The organism is Planococcus sp. RAB007_Raresut, assembly GCF_057369535.1.
This window is the reverse complement of record NZ_JBXYIF010000007.1, coordinates 147,519-160,676: the sequence shown is the minus strand read 5'-3', so window position 1 is coordinate 160,676 and position 13,158 is coordinate 147,519. Positions and strand designations below refer to the sequence as shown.

The window sequence follows — 13,158 nt, the reverse complement described above, 5'->3', positions numbered from 1 at the left end:
AAATGCCGTTAGTAAAAATTGATGACGTCACTAAAGTCTACGAAGGAAAAGTTACGCATCGCGCTATAAATCAATTGGGGTTTGAAGTGGAAAAAGGGGAGTTCCTTGCAATAATGGGACCTTCAGGCAGCGGCAAGACCACTTTGCTGAACCTGATCTCGACAATCGATGACCTTACTTCGGGCAATATTCTGATCGATGGCATTAATCCGCATGAATTGGGCAAGAATGACCTGGCACTTTTCCGCAGAAGAAAACTAGGTTTTGTTTTTCAAGATTTTAACCTGCTGCAAATGCTGACGGTCGAAGAAAATCTGGTGCTTCCGTTGACACTCGATTATATTCCGCTGGATAAGATGGCAACCAGAGTCATGAACATCGCAGACCGACTCAGCCTGAAACCGATCCTCCATAAGAGGCCGAATGAGATTTCTGGTGGTGAAGCCCAGCGCACTGCAATTGGGCGCGCGCTTATTCATCAGCCCGACTTGATTCTGGCGGATGAACCTACCGGCAATCTGGACTCCAAAACTTCCCGCGAAGTTTTGGAATTGTTATCGGGCATTAATAAGGAAGAGGGCGCAACAATTATCATGGTGACCCATGATCCGATTGCAGCAAGCTATTGCAACCGGGTGCTCTTTATAAAAGATGGAGAATTCTTCAACGAAATATACAGTGATGAACGGCGCCAGACTTTCTATCAGCGCATCTTGAATGTCCTGTCTTTGTTGGGAGGCAATGTGAATGACCTTTCGGCAGCTCGCTTACCGTAATGTGCTGCGCAATTTAAGAACCTATGCGGCTTTTTTTCTTGCCAGTGTCGTTTCTGTAATGGTGTTCTTTGTTTACTCAATGTTCATCTTCCACCCCTTATTTGAAGAAGAGGGGCTGGGGACGATGGCGGTGCGCGGAATGCTGATCGCGGAAATTGTGCTTTACATCTTCACTCTGTTTTTCCTGTTCTATTCTATGAGCGCATTTTTACAGGCGCGATCGAAGGAATTCGGGGTGTTGGTGCATCTCGGAATGACCAAACGGCAATTAAGCAAAATGATTTTTTTCGAGATGATGATTCTCGGCAGTATTTCTACAGCTGCCGGAATCGCTTTCGGTTTTGCTTTTTCGAAATTCTTCTTTATGATTGGCCGTGAAATCATGGAACTCGAATCGTTGCCGTTGTACATCAGCTGGCAGCCTTTCCTGTTAACGATTGGTGCATTTGCCAGTCTGTTCATCATCATTTCCTTTATCAGTGTAGGATTTATCCGTACTAAAAGGGTTTTGAATTTATTGCAGGGCTATTGGCGAGTCGACGAAGTTGGAAAAAGCTCCTTCGTCCTATCGGCAGCGGGAATAATTTTTTTAGTGATTTCCTATACGCTCGCATCTATGGTGGATGATAACACCGTCTACACAATGGCTTTTATCATTCCGCCTTTAGCGACAATTGGAACTTATCTTTTCTTTACGCATTCGATCCATGCTTTGCTTCATTTATATAAAAGGAATAAATCGGTTTTCTGGCATAAAACACGGCTTGTTTCGATTGCGGACGCATCGGTTAAATTGAAGGACAGCGCACAGATGTTCTTTATCGTAACCATCGTGTCGACAATCGCCTTTCTTACAGTGGGGACTCTTGCCTCATTCACTTCATATACCGGTGATTTTAGAGAGTCGAACCCCTTGAGTCTGATTTATATTTCTTTTGAAGAAAATGTGGAGGAAGAAGAACATGTTTCATTGCTGGCAAATCAATTGGAACAAAAAGGTCTGGCATACGACATCGCCCAATTGACGATTAAAAGACAGACTTCAGCCGCAAGCGGCAACGAAGTCGATATCTTGAAAGCCTCCGAGTTCAACCGGCTTGCTTCCACACTCGGCCAAGAAACGGTGGACCCGGAAGAAGGTGAAGGCGTCTTCGTGCCATACTCCCAGGAATCTCTTGCAGCGTTAAATGAAACAGTGACTGAGACTGTGCTGCTTGAAAGCCGAGTGCCGCTTGTAATAGCGACTGCCTATCCGCATATCCTGTTTCCCAACCATACGCTGAATGCCAACAGCATCATCGTCAATGATCAGGATTTTGATGAAATCCAGGAACCGCTGCTTGGCTTTAGCGAGGATCAGTCCTCGTTCACTTATTATGCATTTCATGTGCCGGATTGGACTGCCACTATTGGCGTCGGCAGCTCGCTGTCAGAAGAAATGGCTGAAGCATTCGATACGGGAGATTTTAATCAGATTTCCTATTATTTTGAAAACCCTGGGGAAGACTACCGCTGGTTTAAATCCTCATTTGCGCTGATGTTGTTTATTGGTGTGATGGTTGCATTAGTTTTCTTGCTGGCTGCGGGAAGCTTTATCTATTTTAAACTTTACACAGGCCTCGAAAGGGACAGGAAACAATATGCTTTGCTTGTCCGCCTTGGAATGACGGAAAAGGAATTGCTCAAAGTGGTCAATCGGCAATTGGTGCCGCAATTCTTCCTGCCATGGACAATTGCATTGCTTCACAGCAGTTTCGCGTTTATTTCGCTGCAGGTGGTATGGGATGAGTTTGCGGAACTCTCTATTCTGGGCGAGATGGCAATTGTGCTGGCGGGCTTCACGATTGTCCAATTGCTCTACTTTTATTTAATACGCTGGCGTTATATAACCCATTTGCAGGCATCGTGATTTTCACGGTGTCTGTTGTATTGTCTGAAGATTTATTTTATAATGAAGAAAGTGACGATTATGAATGAGTATTCATTCAATACGAAAGAGGGATGTAAAAAATGAATTTAGTTAAACGTGTCCACGAAATAGCTGGTCAAAACCCAACTAAAGCGGCTTACCACTTTATGGGCAAAGATACTTCTTATGGGGAATTTGAACAGACAGTAGGGAAATTCGCCAACGCACTTGAATCATTGGGAGTTAAAAAAGGGGACCATGTTGCCTTTCTTTTGAGCAATACACCTCATTTCTTGATTTCTTTATACGCGACTATGCGTCTTGGTGCTACTGCTGTGCCGATCAATCCGATTTATACCCCTGATGAAATCGCTTACATAGTCAACAACAGTGATGCGAATGTCGTCATCGCATTGGATGCTTTATTGCCGTTGGTGGAAAAAGCGCATATGGCGCTGCCGGCAGTTAAATCTTATATTATTTGTGAAACAGACCCATCAGCAGCGGATAAGATGAAACAATTGCCTGATGCTGTTAAAGGCAAAGTCCATGCTTTCAGCAGTTTGCTGTTCAACGCGGCATCGGTGACATTGCCGGTGGAAGTTGAAGTCGACGACACTGCGGTTATCCTGTATACATCCGGAACGACAGGTAAACCGAAAGGGGCAATGCTGACACATGGCAACCTGTATTCCAATGCACGGGATGTTGGCGAATACCTGAAAATCTCATCTGCTGACCGTGTTATTGCTACATTGCCGGTTTTCCATGTTTTCGCATTGACGGTAGTGGTGAATGCGCCGCTGATTCAGGGAGCTACAATCATCCTTGTGCCGCGCTTTAATCCAAAAGATGTTTTCGATGCAATCAAAGCGACGAAAGCTACAGTATTTGCCGGCGTGCCGACAATGTACAATTTCATGTATCAATTCCCGGATGCCAAGCCGGCTGATTTTGAAACAATCCGCATGGCCATTTCCGGAGGATCTGCTTTGCCGGTTGCATTGCTCCATAATTTTGAGGACAAATTCAATGTGCGCATTTCAGAAGGTTATGGCTTGTCTGAAGCTTCACCTGTTACATGCTTCAACCCGATTGACCGCGAGCGAAAAGCCGGTTCAATTGGAACATCCATCGTGAATGTTGAGAACAAAGTTGTCAACGAACTTGGAGAAGAAGTAACTGTGGGTGAAGTAGGCGAATTGATAGTCCGCGGACCGAACGTCATGAAAGGCTATTACAAAATGCCTGAAGAAACGAATGCGGCCATCAAAGACGGCTGGTTGTACACAGGTGACCTGGCTACAGTCGACGAAGAAGGATATTTCTTTATCGTGGACCGTAAAAAAGACATGATCATCGTCGGCGGTTATAACGTTTATCCGCGCGAAGTCGAAGAAGTGTTGTTTGCGCATCCTGGCGTTTCTGAAGCTGCTGTCGTCGGTTTGCCGGACGCAGATTTCGGTGAATCGATCAATGCGTATGTTGTATTGAAAGATCCGGTTCATACGACAGGCGACCTGCACAAATATTGCTCGGAACATTTAGCAAAATACAAAGTGCCGAAAAACTTTGAAATCTTGGATGAACTGCCGAAGAACACAACAGGTAAAATCCTGCGCCGTTCACTGAAAGACCAGGCATTAAAACAGCAGTAAACAGAGTGAGAACCCCTGGCATAGTGCCAGGGGTTTTATTTTATTAGGCAACAGAGAGCTGATTCATTAATTTCGAAATACATTGAAAGTACTGACATTTTTCATTATAGTGAAAGAGTAAGTGTTGCGAGAATCGAAATAGTTTCGAGGAGGAAACAATGTGGCTAAAAAAGCAGTGGAAGTGAAAGATTTAACAAAATTGATATCGGTAGCGGATCCGCATATTTCGCCGGACGGAACAGAAGCGGTATTTGTAAAAACCCATATCGATGAAGAAGATAATACATACATAACAAATCTTTGGCATGTTGACATTGCGAGTGGGGAATTGACGCAATGGACACATGGCAAGCAGCGCGTTTCTTCTCCACAATGGTCAGAAGACGGTAAAGCTGTGGCATTTCTCTCCGACCGCAACGAGAAAAACCAATTATACGTATTGTCCGCAAAAGGCGGGGAAGCGCGCGAACTGACCGATTTTGAAAAAGGCGTCAACAGCTTCCGCTGGTCTCCATGCAGTAAGAAAATCTGGTTTAATGCAATGGTGAAGGAAGGAAAGACGTTCACGGACAAGGAAGAAAAAGAAGAAAAGAAACAGCCGGAGCCGTATGTTGTGGATAAAATGAAGTACAAGATGGATGGCATGGGACTATTGCCGAAAGAATTTCATCGGCATATCGGCGTCATTGATATCGAATCGCAGGAAGTGGAACAGATTACGGAAGGTACACACCATCACGGATTGGAAGCTGTTTCCCATGATGGCAGCAAGCTTGTCTATGGAGTGACCCGCGAAGAGAATCTGGATTTTGTATTCCGCCAGCCTTTGTTCATCTATGATGTTGAGAGCAAAAAAGAAACAGCCCTTGTCGATGAAGAAGGCTATTTCGGTGATGCGGCATTTTCGCACGATGACAAATATATCGCTTATATCGGCAGCTCACGCCAATTTCAAAATGCGACGCATACAGAACTTTACGTTCATACACTTGATTCGAATTCGTCCATCTGCCTGACAGAAGGCATGGATGTTCCTGTCGGTGATTACGTCGTTGCGGATCATCAGCAGAGCGCGAATGCTCCTGGTGTTGTTTGGACAAAAGACGACCACCTCTATTTCCAGGTTTCAACAATGGGCGACGTGCGCCTGTATTTTGCATCGCTGGATGGCGCAGTCTATCCGGCTTCACCGGATATGGAGCATATCTATGGCTACAACGTGGCCCGTAGCGGCGAGTTTGCACTTGCGACGATTTCCAATCCTGTGGAGCCGGGCGAATTGTATCTATTGACGATTGCGACAGGTGAACGGAAAGCTTTGACTCATTTCAATAAAGCTTATTTGGATGAAACAGAATTGATCGCTCCGGAATTGATCATTGCCAATGGCGCCAAAGATTGGGCTGTCCACGGCTGGCTGATGAAGCCTCATGGATTCAAGGAAGGGAAGAAATATCCGTTGGTGGTGAATATCCACGGCGGTCCGCACGCTATGTATGCAAATTCTTTCTTCCACGAAATGCAATTGCTTGCAGCCCGCGGCTTCGGTGTTTTATACGTCAATCCCCGTGGCAGCCATGGCTACAGCCAGGAATTTGTCGATGCGGTGCGCGGAGATTACGGCGGCGGTGATTACGAAGATATTATGAAATCACTCGACGGTGCAATTGAAGCCAATGACTGGATCGATACGGACCGTCTCGGCGTTACAGGCGGCAGCTACGGCGGATTCATGACCAACTGGATTGTTGGACATAACAACCGGTTTAAAGCAGCTGTTACACAGCGCTCCATTTCCAACTGGATTTCGTTCTTCGGTGTATCCGATATCGGCTATTATTTCTCTGAATGGCAGATGCAGGCGGACATGACGGACGTTGATAAGCTATGGCAGCATTCTCCTTTGAAATATGCGAAGAATGTGGAAACGCCTTTGTTGATTTTGCATTCGGAAAATGACTACCGCTGCCCGATCGAACAGGCAGAGCAATTGTATATCACCTTAAAGAGCATGGGGAAAGAAACAGAGTTCGTCCGTTTCCCTGAGGCCGACCACAACCTGTCCCGCACAGGCAAGCCGAACTTGCGCTTTGCCCGTTTGGAGCAGATTGTCGGCTGGATGGAAAAGTATTTGTAATAAAACTATATAGGTTGAACTAATAGTTTATAATAATCGATATTCCGCAAAACAGCTTCGCTTGCCAAAACCCGTGCTCCTGCATCGCTGCGCTAGCTTCGTCGCAAAGAGCCGGCCTTGCAGGCTACGGCCAACTCTTGGCTCGCGCTGAGCTAACTCGGTCTCGTTGCACTTCACCCGAGTGGATCTCAGCACTTCGCTCGAACTGGAGTTGGAAAGCCAACTCCAGTTCTGCTCCCCAAGGCGTCTTCGCTGTTTTGCTCCATATCTCTAAACGTTTTCTATATAGAGAAACAGTTAATTGCAATATCTCTTTAAAAAGCAGGGACTTCAATTTTAGATGATTCGAGAATGAAGCGGCAGGTGGCGACTCCTGCGGGAAACAGAGCGAGTCCTGAGACCCCGCAAGAGCGTCAGCGATGAGGAGGCTCAGGCCGCTCCCCGCGGAAAGCGTCCACCTAAAGCGTAATGATTAACAGAAGCTGACCGTTTCACAATAGAATGCGTAAAAAGCCATCCGGTTGACGGATGGCTTTTACTGATTACCTAAGTATTTTTATTTCCCTTTAAACACAGGTTTGCGCTTTTCACCGAAAGCAAGCAATGCTTCGACGCGGTCTTCTGTTGGAATCGTCAATTCGTAAGCTTTCCTTTCGATGTGCAGTCCCGTTTGAAGGTCTGCATTCATTCCATTTTTAATGGCGAATTTTGCTTGCTGCAGGGCAATCGGTCCATTTGCCAGCATCGAATCGGCAAATTCACCGGTTACTTTTGCGAGTTCCTCAAGCGGCGCTATACGTGTAACAAGTCCGTAATCGAGCGCTTCAGCCGGTTTCAGGCGGCGTGCAGTCAATATCAGCTCCATTGCTTTCGATTCGCCGATCAGCCTCGGCAGACGCTGCGTTCCGCCGGCGCCGGGGATTATGGCGAGACTTGTTTCTGTCAGGCCAAGCAGTGTGTTGTCTGCGGCAATCCGGAAATCACAGGCCAGTGCCAGCTCCATGCCGCCACCGAACGCAAAACCGTTGATCATTGCAATAGTGGGTTGTGGAAGATTTTCTATAGTAGAGAAAACTTCGCCGATTTTGTAGATGTTGCGTTTTACATGCTGATCTGTCAACGTTTTACGTTCTTTTAAATCCGCTCCGACACTAAATGCCTTTTCTCCTGCTCCGGTAAAGACCACTACCCGGATATCAGGATTGATGCGAATTGCTTCGACCACCTGACCAAGCTCCGTCAGCATATCGTAATTAAAGGCGTTCATCGCATCCGGGCGGTTCAATGTGATGAAAGCCAGATTTCCTTTTTGTTCGTAATGGATTGTCTCCATTTCCATCCCCCTTTTTCTAATTGCCATCCATATAAAAACATACCACTTTTTGGACTATTCCGCCATCAGTCCCTATAATGAACTCAAGGAGGGACCCCGCTTATGAATCAGATTACATTTATACGTGTTTACCGAATAGTTTTTATGGCTGTAAAATTCTTTATGCGGGCAACGTTCTTCCAAAAACGCCACCGCGGCAATTGGAATCCGCTTGTTGAAGAAAAATGGAACAAACTTGTTACCGGCATGGCCAAGGAATATAAGATTCTTGCTCTTCAACTTGGTGGACTGATGATTAAACTTGGACAATTCCTGTCGACCCGGGCAGATATTATGCCGCCAAGTTTCCTGGCTGAACTGGAAGGGCTGACGGACCGCGTGCCATCAGTGGAGCGGGAGAAAATTGTCGCCGTTCTCGAATCGGAATGGAATACGCCCCATACTACTTATTTAACGCACCTGTCTGAAGAGGCGATCGCTTCCGCTTCAATCGGGGAAGTATATAAGGGTATTCTGAAAGACGGAACTGAAGTGGCGATAAAAGTGCAACGGCCGGGCACAGGCCGCATTTTGCGCGCGGATTTCCAGGCGGTTCGCATTGTCATTTGGATGGCAAAAAGATTCACGGGCTTTACAAAGCAAGTCGATTTCACGAAATTATACTTAGAAATGACAGAAACTATCGGCGCTGAATTGAATTTTCAGCAAGAGCTGCAAAATGGCAGGAGCTTCGCGGAACGTTTTGATGAAATGGACGGTATCGAGTTTCCGCGCTATTTTGATGATTTGTCCACACGGCATGTGCTGGTTATGGATTGGATCGAAGGCGCGCGTATCACCGATCTCGCGTTTATTGAAAAAAATGAATTGGACCGTTTTGAAATCTCTGAGCGCCTGTTCATTCTGTTTTTGGAACAGGTGCTTTACGGCGGCCAATTCCATGCTGATCCGCATGGCGGGAATATCTTATTGAAGAAAGACGGCACCATTGTTTTGATTGATTTCGGAATGACCGGGGTTATCCGGAAATCCGATTCCCAGTCGGTCCTGCGGATAGCCGAAGGCATCATCTTTAAAAATTATGATCAGGTCTTGGATGGGCTGGAAGAACTTCGTTTTCTTTTGCCGCATGCTGACCGGGAAGTTTTGAAGGATACGATCTCCCGGCTCGTCACTGCTTATGAGTCTAATGAATTAATGGAAATGGACAGTTTTGTCGTAGAAAGGCTGTTGCAGGATCTTCAAAAGATTGTGCGGACACAGCCGGTGCAGCTTCCATCCGAATTTGCCTTTTTCGGCCGCGCTGTTTCGATTTTTGTCGGTGTTCTGCATGTGCTGAATCCGAAAGTGGATCTGATGGCGCTGGCCCGGCCGCGCATTTTGGAATGGGCATCGTCACAAAAAGAAGGGGAAAAGGTATTTGGCAGAGGGGACGTTTTGCGCTGGGTGCTAAATTCGACTGGCCCGCTCCGCGTCTTTCCTCAGAAAGTCATCAACTATCTCGAGGAACCGGAACGGATGCGCAATTATCTTGAAAACCGTGATGGGCGAATGCGCGAATATCGCCGGGATCTGCAAAGCCGGATGTTCGCTGGCATATTCAGCATCTTGTCTTTCACGGGGATTTCCATTTCCGTATGGTTTTCACATGAACCTTATTTATGGGTTTCTTCCGGAGCCTTTGTAGCATCTTTGATCGTTTACCGCTCCATAAAATAGAACCTCCGCGCATCGTGCGCGGAGGTTTTTTATGTTTAGTGTATTGCAATTCCGGAAATAGGGAGTACAATTAGTAATAAGAACAAGTGTTCCCTTTTATATTTATTGCTGAAGCCACATGCCAGTGGTCTGTACATCAAGGCTAATTCGTGAAGGTGGTGAGGATATGCCTTTGATTCCGCAGGAAGAGATCGTCCATTTTGAAAACATGATTTATCTGCCCATGGTGTTGACTGTCCTGGAACGTGACAGGAGCTTATTTGAAAATGGTTCTTTTAAACTTAAGCGTCCCTATCTGGAATTAGTGGAGGGAGCCATCAGCCAGGTGCAGAAAGAATTGAAAGAAACCAAAATACATATGCGGAAGCGCCAGATGAAAGTGATGCGCGGCGCAGGAGATGATACCTTTACCGAATATGTATTTTATCATGGCGGATATGAAGATCATCGGCGTTACTTGAACCTGCGCTTGCGCAACCGGGTGGAAGAGCTGATACGCATCTATTTATCAATGGCAGAAATGAAAGTTTAATCAGAAGGATGCCGGGTGCGGATGGGCATCGGCCGTTTGGTGACGTAGGTCAGCTGCTGTTTATGCTGATTCTGCGCTTTTTTAAAATATCGCCGCAAAGATCCGGCAAACGAATGCTGGTTTCGAAGGGCAATGGGTGAAACGTCCAAACAGACGGATTGGCCATTTCCAAGATAGACTACGCTGCCTCCGCGATCATCGCTTTCGATCAAATCGATGGCATCATAATTGAACCAGACAGATTCTTTGTTTTTTGGTGAATGAGTGGGAAAGAATATTAAAGGATTGCCATAATATTCCCCGATGATGATGGGCGGTTTGTGCTTAACTCCTACAGCTTTTTGGGCGTATAAGGTAGCACTTTCAAGGGAGCCGCGATAAAAAGAGCAGGAACCTGTAATTGTCTTGTAAGCAGTTTGTTCGACCAGAAATTCACTGCGGTCTTCAAGTACCCGAGTCACCAGGCGTGAACCTTCCATATGTGGAATCAGCGCGTATGTATTATTGCAAACTGTGTAGGAAAAGGGATTATAAATCTTTCGGCCCATGCTAAAACACCCCCAAAATTTACTTTACTCTACCTATTATAATAATAATTGGAAAATATACAATCTTTTTAATTTTTAAAAATAGTACTTATTAATTATCGTTGGAATTTTCAAAATAATTATTGTTCTTTTTTTATTTATCATGTATACTAATGAAAAGCATTCGGGGTGAGGTAGAATGGAAAACTATTATTCTTATGCTGATTTCATGAAGGCGATGGCTCAAACAAAGAAAATTTCTGAAGCGGAAAAATTGCTGAACGAGATTTATCTCGATCTTTTCCTTAAGCATGTACACCGCTCGCAGCAGGAAGAACAACTCATGAATCTTATAGATGAAGCCCTGGACACTAACGACCGTAATGCATTCGATCGATACAGCCAGCAATTGCAGGCTTTAAAATGTGAAGAATCCTGATTGAAAAAAGGACCGCTCTCCGGAGTGGTTCTTTTTTTGTTTCAATTAAATAACAGAAAAAACATACGTTCGCTTTTTGTTAGGGGAATTTTAGGGCATATGATAAAATAGAGGTATTGAAAAACGGGAGGACTATATAAATGAAACAGGAATTCAATTTGCAAGCTCCATATGAACCTGCCGGCGATCAGCCGCAAGCGATTGCTGAATTAACCAAGGGAATTTACAATGGCAAACGGTTCCAGACCTTGCTCGGAGCCACCGGTACAGGGAAAACATATACGATGTCGAACGTTATTCAGGAAGTGAAGAAACCGACGCTGGTCATGGCCCATAACAAAACATTGGCCGGGCAGCTATACAGTGAGTTTAAGGAATTTTTTCCGGACAACGCGGTTGAATACTTTGTCAGTTACTACGATTATTACCAGCCGGAGGCTTATGTGCCCCAATCAGATACTTATATAGAAAAAGATGCCAGCATAAACGATGAAATCGATAAGCTTCGCCACTCTGCTACATCGTCGCTGTTTGAGCGCGACGATGTAATCGTCATTGCTTCGGTATCCTGCATTTACGGTTTGGGTTCTCCTAAAGAATATCGGGAACTCGTAGTATCCCTGCGTAAAGGGATGGAAATCGAACGCAATCAGCTTTTGCGTAAACTTGTAGATGTTCAATATGAGCGCAATGATATTAATTTTATCCGCGGAACATTCCGTGTACGGGGAGACGTTGTTGAAATCTTCCCGGCATCAAGAGATGAAAGATGTTTGCGGGTTGAATTCTTCGGAGACGAAATTGACCGTATCCGGGAAGTGGACGCTTTGACAGGGGAAATCATTGGAGAGCGGGAACACGTCGCGATTTTCCCGGCGTCCCACTTTGTTACGCGTGAAGAGAAGATGGTGAAGGCAATTGAAAATATCGAAGCGGAATTGGAAGAACGCCTGAAAGAGATGCGTGCTGAAGATAAGCTGTTGGAAGCACAGCGGCTGGAGCAACGTACACGTTACGATCTTGAAATGATGCGCGAAATGGGCTTTTGTTCAGGAATCGAAAACTATTCCCGCCACCTGACTTTGCGTCCGGCGGGTGCGCAGCCCTATACATTGATCGATTATTTCCCGGATGACTTCCTGCTGGTGGTCGATGAAAGCCACGTTACATTGCCGCAGGTACGGGGCATGTTCAATGGTGACCAGGCAAGAAAGAAAGTGCTGGTTGACCATGGTTTCCGTCTGCCCTCAGCAATGGATAACCGTCCGCTGACTTTTACAGAGTTCGAAGAGCATATCGACCAGGCGGTATTTGTTTCGGCAACGCCGGGTCCCTATGAACTGGAACACACACCGGAAATGGTCGAACAGATCATCCGTCCGACAGGATTGCTGGATCCAACCATCGAAATCCGTCCGATCGAAGGGCAGATTGATGATCTGATGGACGAAATCCGCCAACGCGCGGAACGGGATGAGCGCGTATTGATTACAACATTGACGAAGAAAATGTCAGAAGACTTGACCGCATATTTAAAAGAAGCGGGAGTCAAAGTGAATTATCTTCACTCGGAAATCAAAACGCTCGAACGAATTGAAATTATCCGCGAACTGCGGATGGGTGTCTATGATGTACTTGTCGGCATCAACTTGCTGCGTGAAGGACTTGATATTCCGGAAGTTTCTCTCGTGACAATTTTAGATGCGGATAAAGAAGGCTTCCTGCGTTCCGAACGCGCTCTTATCCAGACAATGGGACGAGCCGCCCGAAATGCAAACGGCCAGGTTATCATGTACGCTGATAGAATAACGGATTCAATGCAAAAAGCGATGGATGAAACAACCCGCCGCCGCACGATACAGGCGGCATATAATGAAGAACACGGCATCACGCCGATTACAATACAAAAGAAAATCCGCGATGTTATCCGAGCGACAGTGGCATCGGAAGAAGCGGAAGAATACGTGTCAAAAGCGACATCAGGCAAAAAACTCAACAAAGAAGACCGCCTGAAATTGATCGCTTTATTGGAAACAGAAATGAAAGAAGCGGCAAAAGCGCTCGATTTCGAACGGGCGGCAGAGCTGCGCGATACTGTGCTTGAACTGAAAGCGGAAGGGTGATCGGA

At 45.8% G+C, this 13,158-nt stretch carries 10 protein-coding genes; 8 read left to right on the top strand and 2 right to left on the bottom strand.

The genetic code is table 11. From position 1 onward, the window contains the following. The first annotated feature begins 2 nt into the window (after positions 1 to 2). The 4 genes from AC2Q9J_RS15455 to AC2Q9J_RS15440 all read left to right on the top strand — a co-directional run bounded on the left by AC2Q9J_RS15455 (position 3) and on the right by AC2Q9J_RS15440 (position 6,480). Complete coding sequence (locus AC2Q9J_RS15455) at positions 3 to 776, top strand: ABC transporter ATP-binding protein (RefSeq protein WP_499041340.1); 774 nt, start codon at positions 3 to 5, stop codon at positions 774 to 776. After that, a complete protein-coding gene (locus AC2Q9J_RS15450; RefSeq protein WP_499041338.1) occupies positions 748 to 2,685 on the top strand; it encodes an FtsX-like permease family protein in 1,938 nt (645 codons plus the stop codon). The genes AC2Q9J_RS15455 and AC2Q9J_RS15450 overlap by 29 nt, the downstream gene beginning before the upstream one ends. Positions 2,686 to 2,786: 101 nt before the next feature. Further along, the gene (locus tag AC2Q9J_RS15445; RefSeq protein ID WP_499041336.1) at positions 2,787 to 4,343 is read left to right on the top strand and encodes a fatty acid--CoA ligase family protein; all 1,557 of its coding nucleotides are present in this window, start codon (positions 2,787 to 2,789) and stop codon (positions 4,341 to 4,343) included. Between the two features lie 160 nt (positions 4,344 to 4,503). After that, positions 4,504 to 6,480 carry a S9 family peptidase gene (locus AC2Q9J_RS15440; RefSeq protein WP_499041334.1) on the top strand — a complete coding sequence of 659 codons (1,977 nt, stop codon included), beginning with the start codon at positions 4,504 to 4,506 and terminating at the stop codon, positions 6,478 to 6,480. A 556-nt stretch (positions 6,481 to 7,036) separates the two neighbouring features. Here the strand turns inward: AC2Q9J_RS15440 and AC2Q9J_RS15435 are convergent. Continuing rightward, the gene (locus tag AC2Q9J_RS15435) at positions 7,037 to 7,813 is read right to left on the bottom strand and encodes an enoyl-CoA hydratase-related protein (protein ID WP_499041332.1); all 777 of its coding nucleotides are present in this window, start codon (positions 7,811 to 7,813) and stop codon (positions 7,037 to 7,039) included. A gap of 102 nt (positions 7,814 to 7,915) precedes the next feature. Here AC2Q9J_RS15435 and AC2Q9J_RS15430 point away from each other — a divergent pair, with 102 nt between their 5' ends. Together AC2Q9J_RS15430 and AC2Q9J_RS15425 are read left to right on the top strand one after the other, a co-directional pair. After that, on the top strand, positions 7,916 to 9,532 hold the full coding sequence (locus AC2Q9J_RS15430; RefSeq protein ID WP_499041330.1) for an ABC1 kinase family protein: 1,617 nt from the start codon (positions 7,916 to 7,918) through the stop codon (positions 9,530 to 9,532). Positions 9,533 to 9,698: 166 nt separating this feature from the next. Continuing rightward, entirely contained in the window at positions 9,699 to 10,064 is a 366-nt protein-coding gene (locus AC2Q9J_RS15425) for a YhjD family protein (RefSeq protein ID WP_499041328.1), read from the top strand. Here the strand turns inward: AC2Q9J_RS15425 and AC2Q9J_RS15420 are convergent. Continuing rightward, positions 10,061 to 10,612: a competence protein ComK gene (locus tag AC2Q9J_RS15420; protein WP_499041326.1), complete on the bottom strand. Its 552-nt coding sequence runs from the start codon at positions 10,610 to 10,612 to the stop codon at positions 10,061 to 10,063. The genes AC2Q9J_RS15425 and AC2Q9J_RS15420 overlap by 4 nt on opposite strands. Positions 10,613 to 10,790: 178 nt before the next feature. Here AC2Q9J_RS15420 and AC2Q9J_RS15415 point away from each other — a divergent pair, with 178 nt between their 5' ends. Both AC2Q9J_RS15415 and uvrB read left to right on the top strand, forming a co-directional pair. Then, positions 10,791 to 11,030 (top strand): IDEAL domain-containing protein, encoded by a 240-nt coding sequence (locus AC2Q9J_RS15415; RefSeq protein WP_499041324.1) that lies wholly within the window; start codon positions 10,791 to 10,793, stop codon positions 11,028 to 11,030. A gap of 140 nt (positions 11,031 to 11,170) precedes the next feature. After that, a complete protein-coding gene (gene uvrB, locus AC2Q9J_RS15410) occupies positions 11,171 to 13,153 on the top strand; it encodes an excinuclease ABC subunit UvrB (RefSeq protein ID WP_499041322.1) in 1,983 nt (660 codons plus the stop codon). Positions 13,154 to 13,158 lie beyond the last annotated feature (5 nt).